This window comes from Burkholderia seminalis (assembly GCF_001718535.1).
GTDB classification, from domain to species: domain Bacteria; phylum Pseudomonadota; class Gammaproteobacteria; order Burkholderiales; family Burkholderiaceae; genus Burkholderia; species Burkholderia seminalis.
This window is the reverse complement of sequence record NZ_CP013400.1, coordinates 2,307,416-2,330,610: the sequence shown is the minus strand read 5'-3', so window position 1 is coordinate 2,330,610 and position 23,195 is coordinate 2,307,416. Positions and strand designations below refer to the sequence as shown.

The 23,195-nt window shown below is 68.3% G+C and carries 21 protein-coding genes; 10 read left to right on the top strand and 11 right to left on the bottom strand.

Annotated features, from left to right (window positions below; all coding sequences use genetic code 11):
- Positions 1-166 precede the first annotated feature (166 nt).
- Both WJ12_RS30975 and WJ12_RS30970 read left to right on the top strand, forming a co-directional pair.
- Entirely contained in the window at positions 167-442 is a 276-nt protein-coding gene (locus WJ12_RS30975; protein WP_226103934.1) for a DUF2964 family protein, read from the top strand.
- A gap of 240 nt (positions 443-682) precedes the next feature.
- A complete protein-coding gene (locus WJ12_RS30970) occupies positions 683-970 on the top strand; it encodes a DUF1488 family protein (protein WP_011354308.1) in 288 nt (95 codons plus the stop codon).
- A 240-nt stretch (positions 971-1,210) separates the two neighbouring features.
- On the opposite strand, the gene WJ12_RS30965 is transcribed toward WJ12_RS30970, so the two are convergent.
- Positions 1,211-2,512: an NCS2 family permease gene (locus WJ12_RS30965; RefSeq protein WP_034186189.1), complete on the bottom strand. Its 1,302-nt coding sequence runs from the start codon at positions 2,510-2,512 to the stop codon at positions 1,211-1,213.
- Positions 2,513-3,271: 759 nt separating this feature from the next.
- Between WJ12_RS30965 and WJ12_RS30960 the strand changes: the two genes are divergently transcribed.
- Positions 3,272-3,550 carry a hypothetical protein gene (locus WJ12_RS30960; RefSeq protein ID WP_034186190.1) on the top strand — a complete coding sequence of 93 codons (279 nt, stop codon included), beginning with the start codon at positions 3,272-3,274 and terminating at the stop codon, positions 3,548-3,550.
- A gap of 160 nt (positions 3,551-3,710) precedes the next feature.
- On the opposite strand, the gene WJ12_RS30955 is transcribed toward WJ12_RS30960, so the two are convergent.
- From WJ12_RS30955 to WJ12_RS30930, 6 genes are all read right to left on the bottom strand, one after another.
- Complete coding sequence (locus WJ12_RS30955) at positions 3,711-4,085, bottom strand: DUF2917 domain-containing protein (protein WP_059556963.1); 375 nt, start codon at positions 4,083-4,085, stop codon at positions 3,711-3,713.
- A gap of 326 nt (positions 4,086-4,411) precedes the next feature.
- Positions 4,412-4,789 (bottom strand): DUF2917 domain-containing protein, encoded by a 378-nt coding sequence (locus WJ12_RS30950; protein WP_049035205.1) that lies wholly within the window; start codon positions 4,787-4,789, stop codon positions 4,412-4,414.
- A gap of 251 nt (positions 4,790-5,040) precedes the next feature.
- Entirely contained in the window at positions 5,041-5,328 is a 288-nt protein-coding gene (locus WJ12_RS30945) for a hypothetical protein (RefSeq protein WP_034186191.1), read from the bottom strand.
- Positions 5,329-5,407: 79 nt separating this feature from the next.
- Entirely contained in the window at positions 5,408-6,313 is a 906-nt protein-coding gene (locus WJ12_RS30940; RefSeq protein WP_034186192.1) for a metal-dependent hydrolase, read from the bottom strand.
- A 29-nt stretch (positions 6,314-6,342) separates the two neighbouring features.
- Positions 6,343-8,130, bottom strand: a complete 1,788-nt coding sequence (locus tag WJ12_RS30935) for an SDR family oxidoreductase (RefSeq protein ID WP_059556853.1) — start codon at positions 8,128-8,130, stop codon at positions 6,343-6,345.
- Positions 8,131-8,168: 38 nt separating this feature from the next.
- On the bottom strand, positions 8,169-9,068 hold the full coding sequence (locus tag WJ12_RS30930; RefSeq protein ID WP_059556852.1) for a M24 family metallopeptidase: 900 nt from the start codon (positions 9,066-9,068) through the stop codon (positions 8,169-8,171).
- A gap of 500 nt (positions 9,069-9,568) precedes the next feature.
- Between WJ12_RS30930 and WJ12_RS30925 the strand changes: the two genes are divergently transcribed.
- Entirely contained in the window at positions 9,569-10,846 is a 1,278-nt protein-coding gene (locus WJ12_RS30925) for an HAD family hydrolase (RefSeq protein WP_059556851.1), read from the top strand.
- Positions 10,847-10,927: 81 nt separating this feature from the next.
- Here the strand turns inward: WJ12_RS30925 and WJ12_RS30920 are convergent, their stop codons facing one another.
- The 3 genes from WJ12_RS30920 to WJ12_RS30910 form a co-directional block, all read right to left on the bottom strand.
- Positions 10,928-11,701, bottom strand: a complete 774-nt coding sequence (locus tag WJ12_RS30920; protein ID WP_034186196.1) for a slipin family protein — start codon at positions 11,699-11,701, stop codon at positions 10,928-10,930.
- Entirely contained in the window at positions 11,698-13,248 is a 1,551-nt protein-coding gene (locus WJ12_RS30915) for an NfeD family protein (RefSeq protein ID WP_059556850.1), read from the bottom strand. The genes WJ12_RS30920 and WJ12_RS30915 overlap by 4 nt, the downstream gene beginning before the upstream one ends.
- Positions 13,249-13,369: 121 nt before the next feature.
- A complete protein-coding gene (locus tag WJ12_RS30910; RefSeq protein ID WP_059556849.1) occupies positions 13,370-14,404 on the bottom strand; it encodes an AraC family transcriptional regulator in 1,035 nt (344 codons plus the stop codon).
- A gap of 137 nt (positions 14,405-14,541) precedes the next feature.
- On the opposite strand from WJ12_RS30910, the gene WJ12_RS30905 reads away from it, so the two are divergent.
- From WJ12_RS30905 to WJ12_RS30880, 6 genes are all read left to right on the top strand, one after another.
- Complete coding sequence (locus tag WJ12_RS30905) at positions 14,542-15,675, top strand: acyl-CoA dehydrogenase family protein (RefSeq protein WP_034189303.1); 1,134 nt, start codon at positions 14,542-14,544, stop codon at positions 15,673-15,675.
- 226 nt (positions 15,676-15,901) lie between these two features.
- Positions 15,902-17,608, top strand: coding sequence for an AMP-binding protein (locus WJ12_RS30900; protein ID WP_034189304.1), 1,707 nt, complete (start codon positions 15,902-15,904; stop codon positions 17,606-17,608).
- Positions 17,609-17,717: 109 nt separating this feature from the next.
- Positions 17,718-19,247 carry a CoA-acylating methylmalonate-semialdehyde dehydrogenase gene (locus tag WJ12_RS30895; protein WP_034189305.1) on the top strand — a complete coding sequence of 510 codons (1,530 nt, stop codon included), beginning with the start codon at positions 17,718-17,720 and terminating at the stop codon, positions 19,245-19,247.
- Positions 19,248-19,265: 18 nt separating this feature from the next.
- A complete protein-coding gene (gene mmsB / locus WJ12_RS30890; protein ID WP_059556848.1) occupies positions 19,266-20,165 on the top strand; it encodes a 3-hydroxyisobutyrate dehydrogenase in 900 nt (299 codons plus the stop codon).
- Positions 20,165-20,956, top strand: a complete 792-nt coding sequence (locus WJ12_RS30885; RefSeq protein WP_059556847.1) for an enoyl-CoA hydratase — start codon at positions 20,165-20,167, stop codon at positions 20,954-20,956. The genes mmsB and WJ12_RS30885 overlap by 1 nt, the downstream gene beginning before the upstream one ends.
- Positions 20,953-22,092 carry an enoyl-CoA hydratase/isomerase family protein gene (locus tag WJ12_RS30880; RefSeq protein ID WP_059556846.1) on the top strand — a complete coding sequence of 380 codons (1,140 nt, stop codon included), beginning with the start codon at positions 20,953-20,955 and terminating at the stop codon, positions 22,090-22,092. The genes WJ12_RS30885 and WJ12_RS30880 overlap by 4 nt, the downstream gene beginning before the upstream one ends.
- A 43-nt stretch (positions 22,093-22,135) precedes the next feature.
- On the opposite strand, the gene WJ12_RS30875 is transcribed toward WJ12_RS30880, so the two are convergent.
- Entirely contained in the window at positions 22,136-23,056 is a 921-nt protein-coding gene (locus WJ12_RS30875; protein WP_059556845.1) for a LysR family transcriptional regulator, read from the bottom strand.
- Positions 23,057-23,195: the final 139 nt, after the last annotated feature.

Sequence of the window (23,195 nt, the reverse complement as noted above, 5' to 3'; positions counted from 1 at the left end):
GGGCAGCCCGGGCCGACCGAATCGGAACCGGCGGCGGAGTGCGTCTCCGCTCGCGGTGCACCATCCGGCGCAACAGCCGTCCGTCCGGGTACGCATCATCATACAAGCGCCACGTGCGATGCGCGACCGGGAACAAAATCTCCTTGCTTTCAGGCGCCCGCCTGCAATGATGGAAATGGAGCACGCACGCGCCGTGTTCCGCATTGCAACATGCATGCGACGCGACATGCATCCGTTCGGGAGACGCATCATGGTTCGGACGGAACTGAGAGTCGTGCTGGCGGCCATCGCCACGTTCATCATGCTGGGCGGCATCGCCGTGGCGATCCACGGATTGCTGTTCGATCTGGCCGATGCGGTCCAATACGGGGCGGCCGCGATTGCGGTGGGCGTCACGACCGCCGCGATCGCGCTCAACGTCTGGCCTACCGATCCGCACTGAAGCCCGTTTCCGAAACGGTGCCCGATGCCGTGCTGATCTGAGGAATGGCGCGTCGGAACGACGCATGCGGGAAAATTTGTCTCCTGCGCGAAACCGTCTAAAGTGGAAAGCAACCGGCATGCGTCGACCGCCCCATCCCCCGCGGTCGTGGCCTCCGCCGGCGAGCCCGCGTACATTTCGTCCGGCCGGTGGCGGACGACGGACGCGGTCATTCGTTTTCTACCGGTCGAGGCGGCTCCCATGCAGATCCATTTCACGAACGAGAAGCCCGAGTATTCGGGGCGCGACCTGATGCTTGCGTTCACGGCACTGGTCAATGGCGAGCGCGTCCAATGTCAGATCACCGCCGAGGCGCTGGAAGACCACTTCGGTGCGGCATCGCCGCGCTTCGAGGACATGGTCGGCGCATTCGACCAGCACCGCGACCGTATCGAGGCGGCTGCGCGGCGCCTGCTGTCGGAGACGCGCGCGCAATGCGTGACGCTGCGCAGCGGTTACGTGCGCTTCTACGAGGCCAACTGGCGCTGACGACACGACGCTCGTCTCGCGGCGCGCGCGATCAAGCGCGGCGCACGCGAAGACGTTGCCATGCAATGCCGTTCGGCGGGCCGGGCGGCATTTTCGTATGCGGGCGCCGCCGGTTGTCCGGCGCATATGTACGGCACGGTGCGTCGACGCGCCGGGATCGCGCAAGGAGTCGTGCGAAAGTGCGAAAACAAGAACGCCACCCGAAGGTGGCGTTTTTTCATCCGCGGCGCGGCGTGTCGCTTACTCGCTGCCGAGATAGAAGAAGCGGAACAGGAACACGGCCGCGATGATCCAGACGATCGGCTTGACCGTGCGCGCCTGGCCCGTCAGCAGCTTGAGGCCGCCGTACGCGATGAAGCCGAACGCGACGCCGTTCGCGATCGAGTACGTGAACGGCATCAGCAGCGCGGTCAGCGCGGCCGGCACGGCTTCCGTCGCATCGTCCCACGGCACCTCGACCATCTCGCGCAGCATCAGGCACGACACGTACAGCAGCGCCGGCGCCGTTGCGTAGGCCGGCACGACGCCGGCGAGCGGTGCGATGAACAGGCACGCGAGGAACAGCACCGCGACGGTGATGGCCGTCACGCCCGTGCGGCCGCCGGCCTGCACGCCCGATGCGCTTTCGATGTACGCGGTGGTCGACGACGTGCCGAGCACCGAGCCCGCCACGATCGCGGTGCTGTCGGCGAGCAGCGCCTTGTTCAGGCGGTTCATCTTGCCTTCGACGAGCAGGCCCGCGCGGTTCGCGACACCCATCAGCGTGCCCGTTGCGTCGAACAGCTCGACGAGGAAGAACACGAGGATCACGTTGATGATCCCGGTCGACAGCGCGGCGCCGATGTCCAGCTTGAACAGCGTCGCATCGATCGACGGCGGCGCGGAGAACACGCCGTGGAACTGGTTGCCGGCGAAGAAGAACGACAGGACCGTGACGCCGATGATGCCGATCAGGATCGCGCCGCGCACGCGCAGGTGGTCGAGCGTGACGATCGTGAAGAAGCCGACGATCGCGAGGATCGTCTCATGCTTGTGCAGGTCGCCGAGCGTGACGAGCGTGGCCGGGTTGCCGACGATCACGCCCGACGTCTTCAGCGAGATGATGCCGAGGAACAGGCCGATGCCGGCGGTGATCGAGATCCGCAGCGATTTCGGAATGCCGTTGACGATCGCCTCGCGCACGCGGAACAGCGTGACGAGCAGGAACAGGCAGCCGGAAATGAATACCGCGCCGAGTGCGGCCTGCCAGGTGAAGCCCATCCCCTTGACGACCGTGTAGGCGAAATACGCGTTCAGGCCCATGCCGGGCGCGCACGCGATCGGGTAGTTCGCGTACAGCCCCATGATGATCGATGCCAGCGCCGCGACGAGGCAGGTCGCGACGAACACGGATTCCTTCGGCATGCCGGCGTCGCCGAGGATCGCGGGGTTGACGAAGATGATGTAGGCCATCGTCAGGAACGTGGTGACGCCCGCGAGTATTTCGGTGCGGAAGTCGGTGCCGGCTTCAGCGAAGCCGAAATACCGCTTGATGGATTCCATGAAGGCGTTTCTCCGGTCGGGTTGTCGTGTTGATTGTTGTGCCGAATTGTTGTGCAGGCAGCGCGCGGCGGGCTTAATGTAACCAGCCACTATTTCCTGGCTATCGGCGGATTGTAATAGCGCGGATAGCTCGGACGATATAGTTGGAGGGCACGATCGGTTGCCTGCGCGCGAACGGTCTGGCAGCCCGGCCGCGCGACGAAGGCGCGCATTTTACCGGTTCGCGCGGCACGGGCCGGCAGAAATGGCGGAAACGGTGGAAACGATGGCAGGCGGGCAGGCGAAACCGGCCGATGCGTGTGCAACGGCGCGGCGGCCGCATCGCGCGTGGCGGATGCGCGACGACCGGCGACGCAAACGGCGCGCCCGCATGCTGCACGAACACGGTGCAGGCGGCGCCCGCGCGCGGCCGGTGCGGAGGCACGACGGCGGCGTGCGGCGGACATTCGTCAGCCCAGGCGGTGGCAGGTATCGGGCTATGCTGCGCCGAAGCCGTCCCGTCCGCAACTGTCATTTCGCGATGCGGGGGCGACTGTGGTTTCTGTGTAAAAGATTGCAAGACCCCATCGCGTAAACCGGCAAGTCTTTCTAGGATAGATACACCGCGCATGCACACGCCGGCCGGTAATTGCCGACGCGGGGGAGTCGCAGTCCGTGCAGGCCAGGCGGTGAATGGCGGTCAAGGCCGTTGCGCGTTCGGGCAGGCACGGCCGATTGCGATTGCCCGATGCGGGTTCGTCCGTAATCACGGAGGTCAGCATGTTGAACTGGATCAGCCGTTGGGCGATGCGACACGCCCCCACGCCGGAAAAAACCGCTGCGTCGATGCTCGTGACGGCGCGCATGGAACTGTTCGCAGCCGAACAGCGCGTCATCGATGCGAAATTACAAGCGGATTACTGGCGCACACGCGTGTCATTCCTCGAAGAGGTGCAGAAGCAGGGCATCGATCCGTGGGTGACCTCGCAGGCAGCGCAACGTCCCGACGTCGATTCCACTCCCCGGAGCACGGGCCCGCGTCTCGCCGCCAGCACCTGATGCACGCACTGCATCCGGTTGTTGCGCACGGCGTGCGATCGCTCGCGGCCCGCATTCGCGGGCCGCGACATTCGATGCGCACCCGCGGCGCATTGCGCCGCGGGTGCGTCCGTTTCCGGCCGCGGCCGTTCCGCGTCCCGCGTGCGTGACCGCACGTCGCTCATCCGCTTCTTCTCCCTATCCCGACTAGCCAACGTTGCACTTGCGCGAGCATGCGCCTCAAGTGCTCGCCGCGCCGCACGTACGCGGTCGTGATCGTCGCTTCGGCCGACCGGTCGCCATCGGTGCCGAGCCAGATGCGCTCGCCGCGCGCGATGCGCAGCACGTCGCCGGGCCGCACCCAAAAATCGTCGACGTTCGGCGGGCGCGTGACCCACAGCGCCGCGCCCTGCGTGCGGAGCTCCGCATCCCGCGGCGCACGCCAGGTCATCGTCGTGCGCGGAGCGACCGCGAAACGGATCACGACGGTCGGTAACGCGATCGTGCCGGCGCGGCGCCGATCGGGACGGTCGAACAACGGGCTTGCCTGGTCCATCGTCTTCTCCATTCAGTGAGCCGGACGGATGACGCGCACCAGAACAAAAAGGCCTCATCCGTTTCCGGTGAGGCCTCGTGTGACATGCGGTACTGCTCGATTGCTAACGCACAAGCGCCTCCCGTGAATCATTCTTTCGAATGTTCATCGAGCAATGAATCGCGACGGCGATGAGCTTGAACGTAGGCATGCGAACGATTTTGTTGTCGGGCCGCGGTGTTGTCAACGACTATTTTCGAGATATTAGACGGTGAGCCGATGGCGCGCGTGCGCGGTGTTTCATGAGGTCGAGGCGAGCCCGGATCGCACGCGCGACGATGCATGCGTCACGCGCGACTTCGATGTCTCCCGCCCAGCATGCGGCGCATTCGTGCGAGCGCTCGCGCGGGCCACGCGTCGCGTTTCATCACGTACGCGGTCGTGATCGACGCCGCGGCGGGCCGCTCGTCGTCGGTGCTGATCCAGATGCGATCGCCGCGCCGCAGGCGCAGCACGTCGCCGGTTCGTATCCAGTAATCGTCGAGGCAGCCCAGCCGCGTGATCCACAGCGTCGCGTCGTGTGCGCGGACCTCGGCATCGTGCTGCGCGCGCCATGCCAGCGTCGTGCGCGGCGCGACCGTGAAGTGCAACTCGACTCTCGGCAACGCGATCGTATCGGTGCGGCAGCGATCGCGGCAAACAACCAGCAGGCTTGCTTGGTCCATCGTCATCTCCATCCGTTGAGCCGGACAGGATGACGCGCACCAAAACAAAAAGGCCTCATCCGAATCCGGCGAGGCCTTGTGACATGCGTAACTGAATCGCGATGCTAATGCACAAGCGCCTCCGGTGCTCGCCACGTATGGGCGTTCACTCGATTTTCATGCGCGATGGCGATGGGCTTGAGCATAGGCATGCGAACGAGTGTGTCGTGGCAGCGCGGCAATGTCAACGGAAATTTCGAGATACGTGGCGGTCACGCGTCGCGTTGCGCGAGGCCGTTCACGAGCAGCTCGGACAGCAGGCCCGTCATCCCTTCCGGGTGCGTGGCCGCACGTGCCTTCAGCTGCTCGACGAGTTCGGCGTTGAGCTTGCACGCGAACGGCACGAGGCCCTGTTCCTGGTCGAGCTTGCGCTGCGCGCGGCGGTCGAGCTTGGCCGCGTCGTCGGCACCCTTGCCGAAACGCGCGGAGTTCGACTGCTTCATCGCGTGCGTCAGCTTGAGCGCCTTGTTCTTTTCGAGATCGGTTTTCTTCATGGCCATCGCGGCACCTCCGGGAAATTGAAGCCGCGATTGTACGCATTTCGGCGCGCGCCGCCCGCCGAACCGGCCGGAAACCCGGTTACGCGCCCTTCGCCGTGCCCCAGTTGCCGCCGTGCGCGGCCGCCTGCGCGGCCGGCGAGCGCGCGAGATACGCGAGCGCCTGCTCGGTCGACCCTTCGTGGTGCGGCGTATAGCCGGGCTTGAAATAACGCAGCGCCGCGCCGATCACCTTCCAGAACGACGGCAGGTGCCCGCGCCGCGAGCCCTGCCACCACGCGAGCACGAAGCCCGGGTAGCGGCCGGCGTCCGGGTCGCGCCGGTACATGAACTTCGCGCCGGTCGTGATGTAGTAGAGCAGCAGCACGATCACGAACGCCATGTGCACGCAGCGCTCCGGATAGGTGCCGCCCAGGTGCCGGTAGATGTCGAACGCGACGGTGCGGTGCTCGACTTCCTCGGCGCCGTGCCAGCGCAGCAGGTCGACCATCGTCGGGTCGGCACGGCCTTCGTCGAGACCGTGCGCGTTGAGCACCCAGTTGCCGAGATAACCGAAGAAGTGCTCCAGCGACGCGATCACGGCCAGCTGCTGCCGCAGCCAGAAACGCGTGTGGCCGATCTTCAGCCCGAGCGGCTGTTCGCCGAGCACGCGCGTGAACAGCCGGTTGAGCTTCTGCGTGAACGGCTTCGTGTCGATCCCGTGCCGGTCGTAGTAGTGCTTCAGCACGCCGCCGTGCGAGCGCGAATGCACGGCTTCCTGGCGCAGGAAACCTTCGGCCTCGTCGCGCAGGCGCGCATCGGTGATCAGCGGCAGCGCCTTGTTGTACACGCGGCAGAACCACAGCTCGCCTTCCGGGAACAGCAGGTTCAGCGTGTTGATGATGTGCGTGCTGCCCGGATCGTTCGGCACCCAGGTGACCGGCGTGTCGCTGAAGTCGAATTTCACGTGCCGGGCCTTGATCTTGTGGTAGTCGGCGGTATCGGTCATGTTGTCTCCCTGTGCGGCGTCATGCGCCGTCAATGCGATGCCATGCTGACGCGGGCGATCATCCGGCCGAGCCACGGCAGGAAGCGGCCGACGAAACGCATCGCATGCGCCTCGCCGCCGACCGCGACGACGGGGCGGTTGCGCAGCACGCCGTCGACCATCGCCTGTGCGACGGTTTCCGGTTTCAGGCCGCGCATCTGGTAGAGCTTCGTCGCGCGCTTGCGCAGCCGCGCTTCGTCCTGGGCATTGGCGCCCGCGTATTGCGTCGACGCCATGATTCCGGTCTCCGCGAAACCCGGGCACACGGCCGTCACGCCGATGCCTTGCTCCGCGAGTTCCGCGCGCATGCACTCGCTGAGCATCAGCACCGCGGCCTTCGTCGTCGCATACGCGGGCAGGTCGCGTGACGGCCCGAACGCGGCGGCCGACGCGGTATTGACGATGTGCCCGCCGGTGCCGCGCGCGGCCATCTGCCGCGCGAACAGCCGCGAGCCGTGGATCACGCCCCACAGGTTCACGTGCAGGATGCGCTCCCAGTGCCGCGCGCTCGTGTCGAGGATGCCGCCGGCCATGCCGATGCCGGCGTTGTTGATCACGACGTCCGCGCCGCCGAGTTCGCTGCCGACCCACGCCGCGAGCGCTTCCATCTCGTCGGCGGACCCGACGTCGACGCGTTTCGCATGCGCGTGCGCGCCGGTCAGCCCGAGCAGCAGCGCGGTGCGTTCGGCGCTGGCGAGATCGATGTCGCATGCGACGACCGTCGCGCCTTCGCGGGCGAACGCGAGCGCCGCGCAGCGGCCGATGCCGCTGCCCGCGCCGGTGACGACCGCGACCTTGCCGCTGAAACGGCCGCTGGTGGCGCGGCGGCGCGCGTTCGCGAGCGCGGGCGGCTCGGTGCCCGATTCGACCGCGTCGATCAGTTGCCCGGCGAGATCCGCGAAGCGCGCGGGATCGGCGAGCGGCAGCCAGTGGCCGGCCGCGACTTCGCGGCGGTAGTACTGCGGCACCCAGCGCGACAGGTTCTCCGAGAGCGCGGGGCTCACGTACTTGTCGCCGAGCGGCACGATCGTCTGCACGGGGGCATGCGCATAGCGTTCGCGCGGCGCGAACAGGCAGCGGATGAAGTTCGCGCGATAGAGGCGCACGCCGCGCGCGCCGTCGTCGGCCTGCGTCGGGCGCGGCATCGCCGGCGTCTTCTCGAGCCGGCGCAGCAGGCGCGGCCACGCGCGGCCGAGCCACAGCCGCCAGCCGAGTTCGGGGACGAACGGCAGATGGAACAGGTACACGTACCACGAGCGCACGAGCTGGCCGCCGAGTTTGCCGAGCGACGCGGGCGTCGGGCGCAGCACGCGTTCGCGCAGCCAGAAGCCGACGTGGTCGAGGCACGGCCCCGAGCACGACGTGTACGACGCGATGCGGCCGGCGAGGCGCGGATCGGTGACGAATTCCCAACCCTGGATCGAGCCCCAGTCGTGCGCGATCAGGTGCACCGCGCGGCCGGGGCAGAGCGCGTCGATCACCGCGACGAAGTCGTCGGTCAGCTTCGCGAGGTGATAGTCGGCCGTGCGCTTCGGTGCGCCGGACAGGCCCGCGCCGCGCACGTCGTACGCGATCACGTAGTGCTTGCGCGCGAGCAGCGGCGCGACGTGCCGCCAGACGCTGCTGTCGTCGGGATAGCCGTGCACGAGCACGACCGGCGAGCGGGCCGGGTCGCCCCAGGTCCTGACCGCGAGCGTCAGGTCGCCGGAGGCGACCGCCGTCTCGCTGTGAACCGATTCGAACAGGGCCAGCGGCGCTTCGTCGGAAAGAGGCTGCATCGTGAGTCCGTCGTTCAGGGAGTCGGAGGGGCGCCGCGTCAGGCGGCGGCCGGCACGGTCGAAACGGCCTGCGCGCGTTCGGCCTGGCGGCGCTGCCAGCGGCGCACGTGCGGCAAGTCGTCGTCGAGCCAGTACGCGTCGTCGTCCGTGATCACGAGCAGCTCCTCGAATTTCGCGCCGACGCCGGCGAAGCCGAGATGCGGCTCGACGGCCCACAGGCCCGGCACCGGCGCATGCTCGGAGCGGCGGTCGATCGACCACAGCGGCGACCAGCCCTGCTGCTTCGCCGCGCGGCCCTGGTCGAGCAGCAGGTTGCGCGTCGCGTTCAGCCCGAAGCGCGCGACGAAGCGCGGCTTCGACAGCTTGTGGATCTTCGCGACGCGATGCGCGAGCACCTTGAACGGATAGGCCTTGTGGCGCGGCTCGACGCCCTGGCGGCGGCACAGCGCGTCGACTTCCTGCGCGACCTCGGCCATCGGACGGCGCGCCTTCACGAGCCGCACGATCATGTCGCGATGGTCCATCAGGTCGTCCTGCAGCTGTTCGAGGATCGGGTTGTGGCCGAGGCAGTGCGCGTAGCCGACGTCGGCGACGATGCCGTCGAGCACCGGCGCGACGTCGAGGATCACCGGCATGTCGGTTTCGAGCTGGCGATTGCTCGGGAAGAACGCGAGATTGAAGCCGCCCATGTGCTTGAGGCCGGAGAAGCCTTCGAACGCGGTGCGGTCGCCGAACCACGCGAACGGCTTGTGCAGCCAGTCGTGCACGCCGTTGTCCTGCAGCCATTCGGTCAGCAGGCGCGCGGCTTCCTTTTCGGTGATGCCGGGGTAGAGTATCGCGCCGACGGTTTCGACGCAGCGGTACGCGAGCTGCTGGACCGCGCGGAATTGCGGCAGTTCGTCGAGGTGGACTTCCGGCAGCGGATGGTGATCGGCCATGGTGCGTCTCCGTATGGGCGCTGATCCGGAACGCGCCCGCCGGCGTCGCCGTCGCGGGTTATTCAGTCAGCATTTAATGTGTCATTGATCGATGTAAAGATCATAGACGGTTCCGGGGCGACGGACGTGGGGATTTGTCCTAATGGAGACGCGGAATGGAGGGCCTCCTCTAGAACGGAACGCGGCGCCGCGCCGCGCCGGATCGCGTCTTGTCAGGGCTGACGGATGACGGTTTTCGCGGTTGTCGTGCCTGCCGTTCCCTGCGCGTCGGGATCGGCGTCGCGGCAGCGGGTGTCACGAGCGGTTCCGCCGCCAGCCGCGCATGTCGTGCTGGATCAACTCTCCGTCGTGTCGCGGCGCGACGCTGTCAAATTGCCGAAATAATTTCGTCACATCATTCGCCCCCGATTCGAAGCCGTCCCGGCTTTGCGGTGGCGGTGCGCCGCGCAGCGCCCGGGGGCAGCGGCCGAAGCCGATTCGACATTTCCAGGAGAGAGACCATGCAACGCCGCCAGTTCATGAACACCCTTGCCGCAGCGACCGCTGCGTCGTCGCTGATGCTCAAGGCCGGCACGGCCCGCGCGAAGAGCGCGACCGCGCCGGACGCGCTGGACCCGGGCCGCTGGTCGCCGTTCAACGCCGCGCGCCTGCAGGCGGTGCTCGACCAGCACGGCGTCGCGAGCGCCCGCTACGACGGAAAGCGCCGCCCGTATGCGGTGTTCGACTGGGACAACACGTGCATCATGAACGACTGCGAAGAGGCGTTGCTGATGTACCAGATCAACCATCTGCAGTACAAGCTGACGCCGGACGAATTCGTCGGCGTGATGTGGAAGGATGTGCCGAAGGGCGCGTTCATGAAGGACTACACGACCGTCGACGGCAAGCCGGTGACGATGGAGGATCTCGCCGCCGACGTCGAATCCGATTACCGCTGGCTCCATGCGAACTACAAGGGTTTCGGCGGCGACAAGAGCCTCGACGAGATTCGCGAGACCGACCAGTTCAAGGATTTCCGCGCGAAGCTGTACTTCATGTACGACGCGATCTGCGACACGCATCCGCTCGAAGTCGGCTACAAGTGGATCATCTATTTCTACAAGAACATGACGACCGCCGAACTGCAGGCGATGGCGGAAGCGTCGAACAACTACGGCATCGGCGACGCGCTGCGCAAGGTCCGCTACGAAAGCCCGAAGACGCTGCCGGGCAAGGCAGGCGTGGTGGCCGACACGCATTTCCACGGCATCCGCATTCACGAGGAAATCCGCGCGGTGATGCATACGCTGCGCGCGAACGGCATCGACGTGTACGTCAGCACGGCGTCGCTCGACGACGTCGTGCGCGTGTTCGCCGGCAATCCGAACTATGGCTACGGCGTGGCGCCCGAGAACGTGATCGGCCTGCGTCTCGACATGCAGGACGGCCAGTACACGAGTACCTATCCGGCCGGCTGGCACTTCAATTGGGGGCCCGGCAAGACGGTGGGCATCCGCAACGTCCTCGCGTCGAAGAAGGGCTACGGCCCGCTGCTGGTGTTCGGCGACAGCGACGGCGATGCGTGGATGCTGCGCGACTTCAAGGACACCGCGGCCGGCGTGATCGTGAACCGGATGAAGAAGGGCGAGATCGGCGCGAACAGCAAGCTCGCGGCCGAGCAGATCGGCAAGCCGGACGCGCGCTTCCTGCTGCAGGGGCGCGACGAACACACGGGCCTGATGATCCCGGACGAGAAGTCGATCAAGTACGGCAAGTCCGATCGCAAGCTGCTGGCCTGACGCGGGCCGGGCGTCGGGCCGCCGGGCCCGGCGCCGCCCGGGTGCCGGCCGCGGCGTCGCGCGGGCCGCACCGCCTGCGTTTCAGCGCTCGCGCGGCGCGCCCAGGCGGTCCAGCCACGCCCCCAGCAGATCGATCGGCAACGGAAACACGATCGTCGAGTTCTTGTCCGCCGCGATCGTCGTGAGCGTCTGCAGATAGCGCAGCTGCATCGCCTGCGGCTGCAATGCAAGCCGTTGCGCGGCCTGCAGCAGCTTCTCCGACGCCTGCAGTTCGCCTTCCGCGTGAATCACCTTCGCGCGCCGCTCGCGCTCGGCTTCGGCCTGCCGCGCGATCGCGCGGATCATCGTCTCGTTCAGGTCGACATGCTTGATCTCGACCGTCGACACCTTGATTCCCCACGCATCGGTCTGCGCGTCGAGCGTCTTCTGGATATCGGCGTTCAGCTGCTCGCGCTCGGCGAGCAGCGCATCGAGTTCGTGCTTGCCGAGCACCGCGCGCAGCGTCGTCTGCGCGAGCTGGCTCGTCGCCTCGAAGAAGCGCGCGACCTGGATCACGGCCTTCTCCGGGTCGACGACGCGGAAATACACGACCGCGTTGACCTTCACCGACACGTTGTCGCGCGTGATCACGTCCTGCGGGGGCACGTCGAACACGACGGTGCGCAGGTCGATCCGCACGACCTGCTGGACGATCGGGATGATCAGCACGAGCCCCGGCCCCTTCACTTTCCAGAACCGGCCGAGCATGAACACGACGCCGCGTTCGTACTCGCGGAAGATGCGGATGGACGACGCGACGAGGACGACGACGAAGACGATCAGGACGCCGCTGAAGCCGAACGTGTAGCCGATCATGAAGGTTCTCCCTGGTGATGGGGCGGCGCAGGCATGTCGTAGAGCGGCGCGACGGTCAGCGTCAGCCCCTGGCGGCCGGTGACGCGCACGCGGCAGCCGGCGGCCAGCGGCGCGCTGCTCGCCACGCGCCAGCGCTCGCCGTGCACGCGCGCCCAGCCCGCCGCGGACGGCGCGGTGCCGGCCGCGCCATGCGGCTGGTCCGGATGAAGGCCGTCGTCGAGCACTTCGCCGACGCTGCCGAGCATCGCCTCGGCGCCCGTCACGACCGGCCGCCGCCGCGCGCGCAGCGCGACGCTCGACACGCCCGCGACGAACAGCCCGCCGCCGAGCGCGAGGCTCGCGATCACGGGCCACGGGATGCCGTAGCCGGGCACGTCGGTGTCGATCAGCATCAGCGCGCCGATCGTGAACGACACGATTCCGCCGAAGCCGAGCACGCCGAAGGTCGGCAGGAACGCCTCGGCGACGAGGCAACCGAGGCCGAGCAGCACGAGGCCGAGGCCCGCATAGCTGATCGGCAGCAACTGCATCGCGAACAGCCCGACCAGCAGGCAGATCGTGCCGGCGACGCCCGGCAGCACGAAGCCAGGGTTCGCGAACTCGAAGAACAGGCCGTAGATGCCGATCGTCAGCAGGATCAGCGCGACGTTCGGATCGGCGATGATCGCGAGGAAGCGGCTGCGCCAGTCGGGTTCGACGACGACGAGCGGCGCATGCGCGGTCGCGAGCCGCACCGTGCCGGCGGGGGTCGTCGCGCCGTGGCCGTCGAGCTGGCGCGCGAGATCGGCCGGATCCTGCGCGATCAGGTCGACCACGTGCTGCGCGCGCGCCTCGTTCGCCGACAGGCTGACGGCTTCGCGCACCGCGCGCTCGGCCCATTCGGCATTGCGCCCGCGCAGCTGCGCGAGGCCGCGGATGTAGGCGGAGGCGTCCTGCATCGCCTTGCGGATTTCGGTCGATTGCGTATCGGTCGGCAGCGCGGCCGCCGTGGCCGACGCCTCCGATGCGCCCGATGCGCCGGTCGGCCGCGGCGCGGCAGGGTTCCCGCCCGGCGGCGCGGCGCCGCCGATGCCGAACTGCACGGGCGACGCCGCGCCGAGATTGGTGCCGGGCGCCATCGCCGCGAAGTGGCTCGCATACACGATGTAGGTGCCCGCGCTCGCGGCCCGTGCGCCGCCCGGCGCGACGAACGCGGCGACCGGCACCGGCGAGCCGAGGATCGCCTTGATGATCTGCCGCATCGACGTATCGAGGCCGCCGGGCGTGTCGAGCTGCAGGATCGCGAGCGGCGCGTGCTCGCGGGCGGCGCGCTCGAGCGCACGCACGATGAAATCGGCGCTGGCCGGGCCGATCGCGCCGTTGACGGGGATCACGATGACCGGGCGCGCGGCGGGCGCGTCGACGGGCGACGGCGCGGCGACCGCGGCACATACGACGAGCAGCGCCGCGAACAGCGCGGCGCGCGCGACCCGCGCGGACAGCGGGTGACGGGGCCGACCGTCGGGCGCGGCAGGCGCCGGCGGCGGCTCATGACGGTGAAAGCGCATCGGGGCGTCCAGGCGGCGCGCGGCCGCGCGCCGTCCGGCTCGCGGAATGGGCGTGGGCCCGATGCTTAAAGATTAGGCGGTTTCGGCGCAAAGCGCGAAGCCATGGCCGCGCCGGCCGGATTCAGACCGCGCCGCCGCCGCGCGCGAGCACTTCGTCGCGGTAGTCGGCCGGGCTGCGGCCGCTCCATTTGCGAAACGCGCGATAGAACGCGCTGGGCTCCGCGAAACCGGTGGCGGCCGCGACGTCGGCGATCGTGCGCGCGGGGTCGGCCAGCGCCTCGAACGCGAGGTCGCGCCGCAGCGTGTCCTTGATCGACTGGTAGGCCTGGCCCTCCTGGTGCAGCTTGCGGCGCAGCGTGGCCTCGGCCACGTGCAGCCGTGCGGCCATCCCGCCCGCGCCGGGCCACGCGGCGGGCGGCATCCCGCGCAGCACCGCGCGCACGCGCTGCGCGAGCGCATTCGGGTTGCGGTACTTGACGATGAAGCTGGCCGGCGCGTTGCGCAGGAAGGTTTTCAGCGTCTTCGCGTTCTGCACGACCGGCAGCGTTGCGAATTCGGGATCGAAATCGACATACGAATCGGGCTCGTTGAACCTCATGTCGTCGCAGAACATCGACGGGTATTCGTGGTCGGCGGGCGGCGTGTCGCAGCGGAAGCACGCATGCAGCAGCGGAATGCGCCGCCCGATCAGCCAGCAGGTCAGCCCGTACACGATGATGAAATAGGTCGCGTACGTGAACATCGCGGGCGTCGCGCCGTTGTTGCGGTGCACGAAGCGCAGCCGCACGCGCTGCGGGTTCGCGTCGAGTTCCGCGTGCAGGTCGTCGAGCACGCAGTGCATGAAATTCACCGCGCGCGCCATCGCATGCAGCCCGTCGCGCGCGGACAGGGCGGACTGGCTCATCGCGATGAAGCTGCCGCTGCGCATCGGGTGGCGATCCTGCCCGAAAAACTCGTCGTCCATCGTGCGCGCGATCGCGTTCCACAGCGCGCCGTACTGCTGCGCGGTCACGCGTGCGCGCGGCTGCGCGAGCAGCGCGGGCGCGATGCCGGCCTGCGCGAGCAGCGGCTCGGCCGCGACGCCGCGCCGCGTGGCGAGCGCGACGCTGTACGCGACGAGGCTGATCGCGACGGTTCCCTTGTCTTCCTGCTTCATCGGTGTCGCCGGTGTGGCAAAAACGCTCAGTGTAAATGAGCGACGCGAGCATCGAACAGTCGCGCCTGCTTGCCTACACTTGTTGCATCGAAACGCATGGACGGTCGCGCCCGGCGGCCGCGGGAGACAGCAGCACCATGGACGAGCTTTACACCGAAGACCAGCGGATGATCCGCGATGCCGCGCGCGCGTTCGCCACCGAGAGGCTGGCGCCGAACGCGGCCCAGTGGGACCACGACGCGCACCTGCCCGACGCGATCGTCGCGCAGCTCGGCGAGCTGGGGCTGCTCGGGATGATCGTGCCGCAGGAACTGGGCGGCTCGTATACGGACTACGTGGCCTACGCGCTGGCGATGGAGGAAGTCGCCGCCGGCGACGCCGCGTGCGCGACGATGATGAGCGTGCACAACTCGGTCGGCTGCGGGCCGATCCTCGGTTTCGGCACGCCGGCGCAGAAGGATCGCTGGCTGGCCGACATGGCGGCCGGCCGCGTGATCGGCGCGTTCTGCCTGACCGAGCCGCACGCCGGTTCCGAGGCGAACAACCTGCGTACCCGCGCGGAATTGCGCGACGGCAAGTGGGTGCTGAACGGCGCGAAGCAGTTCGTGACCAACGGCCAGCGTGCCGGGGTGGCGATCGTTTTTGCCATGACCGATCCGGAAGCCGGCAAGCGCGGCATTTCCGCATTCCTGGTGCCGACCGACACGCCGGGCTTCATCGTCGGCAAACCCGAGAAGAAGCTGGGCATCCGCGCATCGGATACGTGCCCGATCACGTTCGAGCATTGCGCGATTCCCGAAGAGAACCTGCTTGGCAACCGCGGCGAAGGGCTGAAGATCGCGCTGTCGAACCTCGAGGGCGGGCGCATCGGCATCGCCGCGCAGGCGCTCGGCATCGCGCGCGCCGCGTTCGACAAGGCGCGCCGCTATGCGGGCGAGCGCGTGCAGTTCGGCAAGCCGATCGCCGAGCATCAGGCGATCCAGCAGAAGCTCGCCGACATGGCCGTGCAGATCAACGCCGCGCGCCTGCTCGTGCACCACGCGGCGAAGCTGCGCACGGCCGGCTTGCCGTGCCTGTCGGAAGCGTCGCAGGCGAAGCTGTTCGCGTCGGAGATGGCCGAGCGCGTGTGCTCGGATGCGATCCAGATTCACGGCGGCTACGGCTACCTGGTCGATTACGAAGTCGAGCGTCACTATCGCGACGCACGCATCACGCAGATCTACGAAGGCACCAGCGAAGTGCAGCGGATGGTGATCGCGCGGCAGCTTTGAGCGGCGATGCGCGCCGCCGGCCGCCACGCGAACCGGCGAGCCGGCATACGACAGGCAATCAGGCAGGGCACGAGGGCAGCGCGGTGAACGCGGCACGCAACGACGTGACCGTGCGCCGCAACAGAGGAAACCGGGCACACGCTGCAGCGCGCGCACCGGTTGACGGCGAGGCATGGGATCCACGCAAGCGCTGAAGCGTCGACGCGGATCGACAGGAGACGACACGATGACGGTACAGGCATTCCTGGACGCACGCGATTTTCTGCTGCGCCATCGCACCGACTACGAAACCGCGTATCGCGATTTCGAGTGGCCGGTGCTCGATGCATTCAACTGGGCGCTCGACTACTTCGACCCGATGGCGCGCGGCAACACGCAGCCCGCGCTGTGGATCGTCGACGCGGCGACCGGCTCGGGCGATCCGTATTCGTTCGCGCAGATGTCCGAGCGCTCGTCGCGGATCGCGAACTGGCTGCGCTCGATCGGCGTCGTGCGCGGCGATCGCATCCTGCTGATGCTGCCGAACCGTGTCGAACTGTGGGACGCGATGCTCGCCGCGATGAAGCTCGGCGCGATCGTGCTGCCCGCCACCACGCAACTGTCGCCCGACGACGTGCGCGACCGCGTGCGGATCGGCGGCGCGAAATTCGCGATCGTCGACGAGAACGAAACCGCCAAGTTCGAACAACCGGACCTCGGCCTCGCGCGGAAGATCGTCGCCGGCGCGCCGCGCGCGGGCTGGCTCGCGATGAACGACGGTTATGCGGCGAGCGCCGAATTCGAGCCGGACGCCGTCACGCACGCGAACGATCCGATGCTGCTGTACTTCACGTCGGGCACGACGTCGAAGCCGAAACTCGTCGAGCATACGCACCGCACCTATCCGGTCGGCCATCTGTCGACGATGTATTGGGTCGGCCTGCAGCCGGGCGACATCCACTGGAACATCAGCTCGCCGGGCTGGGCGAAGCATGCGTGGAGCTGCTTCTTCGCGCCGTGGAATGCGCAGGCCTGCGTGTTCGCGTTCAACTACGCGCGCTTCGAGCCGAAGGTCGTGCTCGATGCGCTCGTCAAATACCGGGTGACGACGCTGTGCGCGCCGCCGACCGTCTGGCGCATGCTGGTGCAGCAGCCGCTCGCGTCGTTCGACGTGACGCTGCGCGAGATCGTCGGCGCGGGCGAGCCGCTGAATCCCGAGATCATCGAGCGCGTGAAGAAGGCATGGAACATCTCGATCCGCGACGGTTACGGCCAGACCGAGACGACCTGCCTGATCGGCAACTCGCCGGGCCAGCCGGTCGTGGCGGGCTCGATGGGCCGGCCGCTGCCGGGCTACCGGATCGCGCTGCTCGATCCGGACGGCGCGCCGGTGACCGAAGGCGAAGTCGCGCTGCCGATCGGCGCCGACGTCACGCGCCCGGTCGGGCTGATGAAAGGTTATGCGAACAACCCGGACGCGACGGCCCACGCGATGCGCGACGGCCATTACCGCACGTCGGACATCGCGATGCGCCGCGACGACGGTTACTACGTCTACATCGGCCGCGCGGACGACGTGTTCAAGTCGTCCGACTACCGGCTGAGCCCGTTCGAGCTCGAGAGCGTGCTGATCGAGCATCCGGCGATCGCCGAGGCGGCCGTCGTGCCGAGCCCCGACCCCGTACGGCTGTCGGTGCCGAAGACGTTCATCACGTTGCGGCAGGGCTACGAGGAAAGCCCGGCGCTCGCGCTGGAGATCTTCCGCTTCTCGCGCGAGAAGCTCGCGCCGTACAAGCGCATCCGCCGTCTGCAGTTCGCGGAGCTGCCGAAGACGATCTCGGGGAAGATCCGCCGCGTCGAGCTGCGCCGCCGCGAAATCGAGCGCGGCGACGACGCGACCGCGCGCATGCCCGGCGAATACTGGGAAGAGGATTTCGCCGCCGAACTGAAATGACCGGCTGCGGGCCTCACGTGCCGCATGTCGCGGCCGTTGCCCGCCGCCGAACTGAACCGGCCGCGCGGCGGAACGCCGCTTCGCGGCCCTCTGCAAGGAGAGAGGATCGATGAATGCGAATCCGACGCCCCGTACGGGGCAAGACGTGCCGACGGTCAAGCTGCTGATCGACGGCGCCTTCGTCGAGTCCGCCACGAACGAGTGGCGCGACATCGTCAACCCGGCGACGCAGCAGGTGCTCGCGCGCGTGCCGTTCGCGACCGTCGCGGAAGTCGATGCGGCCGTGCAGGCCGCGCACGCCGCGTATGCGACGTGGAAGAATACGCCGATCTCCGCGCGCATGCGCATCATGCTGAAGTTCCAGGATCTCGTGCGCGCGAACCAGCAGCGCATCGCGAGGACGCTGACGGCCGAGCAGGGCAAGACGATCCCCGACGCCGAAGGCGACATCTTCCGCGGCCTCGAAGTCGTCGAGCATGCGTGCTCGATCGGCACGCTGCAGCTCGGCGAATTCGCGGAGAACGTCGCGGGCGGCGTCGACACCTACACGCTGCGCCAGCCGCTCGGCGTGTGCGCGGGCATCACGCCGTTCAACTTCCCCGCGATGATTCCGCTGTGGATGTTCCCGATGGCGATCGTCTGCGGCAATACGTTCGTGCTGAAACCGTCGGAACAGGACCCGATGTCGACGATGGAACTGGTCGAGCTCGCGATCGAGGCCGGCGTACCGAAAGGCGTGCTGAACGTCGTGCACGGCGGCAAGGAAGTCGTCGACGCGATCTGCACGCATCCGCTCGTGAAGGCGATCTCGTTCGTCGGCTCGACGGCGGTCGGCACGCACGTGTACAACCTCGGCAGCGCGCACGGCAAGCGCGTGCAATCGATGATGGGCGCGAAGAACCATGCGATCGTGCTGCCCGACGCGAATCGCGAGCAGACGCTCAACGCGCTCGTCGGTGCCGGTTTCGGCGCGGCCGGCCAGCGCTGCATGGCGACGTCGGTCGCGGTGCTCGTCGGCAAGGCACGCGACTGGCTGCCCGATCTCGTCGCGAAGGCGAAGACGCTGAAGGTCAACGCGGGCGCGGAAGCGGGCACCGACGTCGGCCCGGTCGTGTCGCGCGGCGCGAAGGCGCGCATCCTGTCGCTGATCGAGGCGGGCGTGAAGGAGGGCGCGAAGCTCGAACTCGACGGCCGCGGCGTGAAGGTCGCGGGCTTCGAGGAAGGCAACTTCATCGGGCCGACGATCTTCTCCGGCGTGACGACCGACATGACGGTCTACACCCATGAAATCTTCGGGCCGGTGCTGGTCGTGATGGAAGTCGACACGCTCGACGACGCGATCGCGCTCGTCAACGCGAATCCGATGGGCAACGGCGTGGGCATCTTCACGCAGAGCGGCGCGGCCGCGCGCAAGTTCCAGAGCGAGATCGACGTCGGCCAGGTCGGCATCAACATCCCGATCCCGGTGCCGGTGCCGTTCTTCAGCTTCACCGGTTCGCGCGGCTCGAAGCTCGGCGATCTCGGGCCGTACGGCAAGCAGGTCGTGCAGTTCTACACGCAGACCAAGACGGTCACCGCGCGCTGGTTCGACGACGACGCGACGGCCGGCCCGGTGAACACGACGATCCGGCTGCACTGAGCGGCGGAGGATACCACCATGAAAATCGGATTTATCGGCCTCGGCCACATGGGCGCGCCGATGGCGCTGAACCTGCTGAAAGCCGGCCATGACGTGCATGCGTTCGACCTGAGCGCCGATGCGTTGCGCGCGTTGCAGGACGCCGGCGCGCAGGTGGCCGCGTCGCCGCGCGACGCGTCGTCGGGCGCGACGTTCGTGATCACGATGCTGCCGGCCGCGCCGCACGTGCGGTCGGTGCTGTCCGGCGAAAACGGCGTGCTGGCCGGCCTCGGCGCGGGCGCGACCGTGATCGATTCGAGCACGATCGACCCGGCCAGCGCGCAGGCGTTCGGCGCGCTGGTGCGCGAGCACGGCGGCGCGTTCGTCGATGCGCCGGTGTCGGGCGGCACTGGCGGCGCGGCGGCCGGCACGCTGACCTTCATGGTCGGCGGCAGCGACGCGGATTTCGAGCGCGTGAAGCCCGTGCTCGCCGGCATGGGCAAGAACATCGTCCATTGCGGCGCGACCGGCATGGGGCAGGTCGCGAAGGTCTGCAACAACCTCGTGCTCGGCATCTCGATGGCGGCCGTGTCGGAGGCGATGTCGCTCGGCGTCGCGCTCGGCATCGACCCGAAGGTGCTGGCCGGCATCGTCAACACGTCGACGGGCCGCTGCTGGAGCTCGGATACCTACAACCCGTACCCGGGCGTGATCGAGACCGCGCCGTCGTCGCGCGGCTACACGGGCGGCTTCGGCACCGACCTGATGCTGAAGGATCTCGGCCTCGCGAACGACGCGGCGAAGCAGGCGCGCCAGCCCGTCTATCTCGGCGCGCTCGCGCAGCAGCTGTACCAGACGATGAGCAGCCGCGGCGACGGCCAGCTCGATTTTTCGGCGGTGATCCGCCTGTACCAACCGGCAACGAAGAAGGACGCGTGATGATCGAACTGGACTACGTCGACGACGGCGCGATCGCGTGCGCGACGCTCAAGCGTCCGCCCGCGAACGCCTTTACCGCCGACGGGCTGCAGCAACTGCAGGCAACCGTCGCCGAACTGAATGCGAACCCGCGCGTGCGCGCGCTGGTGATCACCGGCGACGGGCCGAAGTTCTTCAGCGCGGGCGCCGACCTCAACACGTTCGCCGACGGCGACCGCGCGGTCGCGCGCGCGATGGCGGCGCGCTTCGGCGCGGCGTTCGAGGCGCTGCACGACGCGCGCGTCGTGACGATCGCGGCGATCAACGGCTACGCGATGGGCGGCGGGCTCGAATGCGCGCTCGCGTGCGACCTGCGGATCGCCGAGACGCATGCGCAGATGGCATTGCCCGAACCGTCGGTCGGCCTGCTGCCGTGCGGGCTCGGCACGCAGACGCTGCCCTGGCTCGTCGGCGAAGGCTGGGCGAAGAAGATCATCCTGACCGGCGCGCGCGTCGACGCGGCGACGGCGCTGCGGATCGGCCTCGTCGAGGACGTGGTCGACAGCGGCGCCGCGCGCGACGCGGCGCTGGCGCTCGCGCGCAACGTCGCGCGGCAGAGCCCGCACGCGGTCGCGTACAGCAAGGAGCTGATCGGCCTCGCGCGCTGCGGCGTGCCGCGCGGCGCGGCGCTCGCGGTCGAGCGCGAACGCTTCGTCGACCTGTTCGACACGGCCGATCCGCGCGAAGGCGTCGCTGCGTTCCTCGGCAAGCGCGCGCCGCAATGGCGCACCGACGGAGAGCCGCAACGATGAGCACGCCGGTGACGAATCACGACGCGTTCGCGGAGCACGTGCCCGAGGTGCTGTTCCGCGTGGTGAACCGCGTGGCGCTGATCACGCTGAACCGTCCGGCCGCGCTCAACGCGCTGTCGTACGCGATGATCGGCGAGCTGGCCGCGTTGTTCGAGCGCTGCCGCCACGACGACCAGATCGTCGCGGTCGTGCTGCGCGGCGCGGGCGAGAAGGGCTTCTGCGCGGGCGGCGACGTGCGTGCGCTGTACCGGATGGTCGCGCAGCGCGAGACCTGGCTGCCGTTCTTCGTCGACGAATACCGGCTCGACCATGCGATCCACACGTTCCCGAAGCCGGTCGTCGCGCTGATGGACGGCGTGACGATGGGCGGCGGCATGGGGCTCGCGCAAGGTGCGGCGCTGCGTGTCGCGACCGAGCGCAGCAAGATCGCGATGCCGGAAACGCGCATCGGCCTCGTGCCCGACGTCGGCGCGACGCATTTCCTGGCGCGCATGCCGGTCGAACTCGAGCTGTACGTCGGGCTGACCGGCGCGATGCTGTCGGGCGCCGACGCGCTGAGCGCGAAGCTCGCGGACTTGTGCGTGCCGTCCGCATGGCTCGACACGTTCGAGACGCGCATCGAAAGCGTCAGGTGGGACGGCGACGCGCTGCCGCTGCTGCGCAAGGTGTTCGAGCCGCCGTGCAACGTGGTGCCGCATGCGGCGCTCGACAGCCAGATGCCGTGGATCGTCCGTCACTTCGACAAGCGCTCGACCGTCGAGCGGATCGTCGCGACGCTCACGCAGGAGCTGGCGCGAGAGGAACTGTCGCGCGAGCACCGTCAATGGCTGCAGGCGACGCTCGACGCGCTCGCGAGCCATTCGCCGACGATGCTTTCGGTGACACGCGAGGCGCTGCTGCGCGGCCGGCAGATGACGCTCGCCGAATCGTTCCGGATGGAGCTCGGTATCGTGGCGCGCGCGATCGAGGAGGGCGATTTCTGCGAAGGCGTGCGCGCGCATCTGGTCGACAAGGATCGCAAGCCGCGCTGGGCGCCCGCGTCGCTGGTCGAGGTGCGCGCCGAACGCGTGCGGCATTTCCTGACGTCGCCGTGGAAGCTGTTCGCGCATCCGCTCGCGGATCTCGGCGCGGCGTGATGCCCCGGCGCGCCGCGCGGCGGCGCGCCGGTTCCCGCCCGTCTCATCGCAGTTCGTCGGGGCGCTCGATCATCGGCGGAATCGCCTGCGCGAGCGCGTCGATCACGCAGCGCGTCTTGCGCGGCAGGTAGCGCGTCTTCGGCCAGATCGCGTGAATGTCGCCTTCGCAGACGAAGCAGCGATCGAGCACGACCACCATCTCGCCGCGCTTCACGTAATGGTCGAGCAGCCAGCTCGGCACCCACGCGATGCCGAACCCCGATGCGCCGGCTGCGGCGATCGCCTGCACGTCGTCGAAACTCAGTTGATGCGGCATGTCGATCCGCACCGTCGAGCCGTCCGGCGCGCGCAAGTCCCACGGTTGAACCACGCCCGAGCGTGAATACGCGATCGTCCGGTGGTGCTTCAGGTCGTCGAGCGTCTTCGGCATCCCATGGCGCGCGAGATACGACGGCGCGGCGCCGAGGCTGCCGTATTGCGTGCCGAGCCGGCGCACCGCGAGGCTCGTGCTGTCCGCGAGCGCGCCGATCCGGACCGCGAGGTCGATGCCTTCCTCGACGAGATCGACGAACCGGTCGGTGATCGACACGTCGATCCGCAGATGCGGGTAATGGCGTGCGAGATCGAGCACGATCGGCGTCACGCAGTGGTGCCCGAACGCGAGCGGCACGCTCAGCCGCAACTTGCCGCGCGCCTCGTTGCGGCCGCAATCGAGATCGGCCTCCGCCGCTTCCAGTTCCGCCAGCGCGCGCACGCAGCGGTCGTAGTACGCCTGGCCGTCGTCGGTCAGGCTCTGGCTGCGCGTCGTGCGCTGCAGCAGCCGCGCGCCGAGCCGCTTCTCGAGCCGCGCGATCGCCTTGCCGACCGCCGAGCGCGTCATGTCGAGCCGTTCCGCCGCGAGCGCGAAGCTGCCCGATTCCACTACCTGCACGAAGGTCGTCACGCCGTCGAGTCTGTCGGTCATCGCAAGTTGCCGTGATTGATTCCTGAAATTCCCCAGTTCGTGGAAATGCATGCGTCAATGGGGAGGGAAATTCTCACTATAGTACCGATTCCCGCCCAGCGTGCGTTGCCGGCCGCACGCGGCGAATCCTACTCACCTG

Bases quoted from the DNA above. Each gene is read 5' to 3' on its own strand.
- WJ12_RS30975 (WP_226103934.1), top strand. From the start codon at position 167: ATGATGGAAATGGAGCACGCACGCGCCGTGTTCCGCATTGCAACATGC.
- WJ12_RS30970 (WP_011354308.1), top strand. From the start codon at position 683: ATGCAGATCCATTTCACGAACGAGAAGCCCGAGTATTCGGGGCGCGAC.
- WJ12_RS30965 (WP_034186189.1), bottom strand. From the start codon at position 2,512: ATGGAATCCATCAAGCGGTATTTCGGCTTCGCTGAAGCCGGCACCGAC.
- WJ12_RS30960 (WP_034186190.1), top strand. From the start codon at position 3,272: ATGTTGAACTGGATCAGCCGTTGGGCGATGCGACACGCCCCCACGCCG.
- WJ12_RS30955 (WP_059556963.1), bottom strand. From the start codon at position 4,085: ATGGACCAGGCAAGCCCGTTGTTCGACCGTCCCGATCGGCGCCGCGCC.
- WJ12_RS30950 (WP_049035205.1), bottom strand. From the start codon at position 4,789: ATGGACCAAGCAAGCCTGCTGGTTGTTTGCCGCGATCGCTGCCGCACC.
- WJ12_RS30945 (WP_034186191.1), bottom strand. From the start codon at position 5,328: ATGGCCATGAAGAAAACCGATCTCGAAAAGAACAAGGCGCTCAAGCTG.
- WJ12_RS30940 (WP_034186192.1), bottom strand. From the start codon at position 6,313: ATGACCGATACCGCCGACTACCACAAGATCAAGGCCCGGCACGTGAAA.
- WJ12_RS30935 (WP_059556853.1), bottom strand. From the start codon at position 8,130: ATGCAGCCTCTTTCCGACGAAGCGCCGCTGGCCCTGTTCGAATCGGTT.
- WJ12_RS30930 (WP_059556852.1), bottom strand. From the start codon at position 9,068: ATGGCCGATCACCATCCGCTGCCGGAAGTCCACCTCGACGAACTGCCG.
- WJ12_RS30925 (WP_059556851.1), top strand. From the start codon at position 9,569: ATGCAACGCCGCCAGTTCATGAACACCCTTGCCGCAGCGACCGCTGCG.
- WJ12_RS30920 (WP_034186196.1), bottom strand. From the start codon at position 11,701: ATGATCGGCTACACGTTCGGCTTCAGCGGCGTCCTGATCGTCTTCGTC.
- WJ12_RS30915 (WP_059556850.1), bottom strand. From the start codon at position 13,248: ATGCGCTTTCACCGTCATGAGCCGCCGCCGGCGCCTGCCGCGCCCGAC.
- WJ12_RS30910 (WP_059556849.1), bottom strand. From the start codon at position 14,404: ATGAAGCAGGAAGACAAGGGAACCGTCGCGATCAGCCTCGTCGCGTAC.
- WJ12_RS30905 (WP_034189303.1), top strand. From the start codon at position 14,542: ATGGACGAGCTTTACACCGAAGACCAGCGGATGATCCGCGATGCCGCG.
- WJ12_RS30900 (WP_034189304.1), top strand. From the start codon at position 15,902: ATGACGGTACAGGCATTCCTGGACGCACGCGATTTTCTGCTGCGCCAT.
- WJ12_RS30895 (WP_034189305.1), top strand. From the start codon at position 17,718: ATGAATGCGAATCCGACGCCCCGTACGGGGCAAGACGTGCCGACGGTC.
- mmsB (WP_059556848.1), top strand. From the start codon at position 19,266: ATGAAAATCGGATTTATCGGCCTCGGCCACATGGGCGCGCCGATGGCG.
- WJ12_RS30885 (WP_059556847.1), top strand. From the start codon at position 20,165: ATGATCGAACTGGACTACGTCGACGACGGCGCGATCGCGTGCGCGACG.
- WJ12_RS30880 (WP_059556846.1), top strand. From the start codon at position 20,953: ATGAGCACGCCGGTGACGAATCACGACGCGTTCGCGGAGCACGTGCCC.
- WJ12_RS30875 (WP_059556845.1), bottom strand. From the start codon at position 23,056: ATGACCGACAGACTCGACGGCGTGACGACCTTCGTGCAGGTAGTGGAA.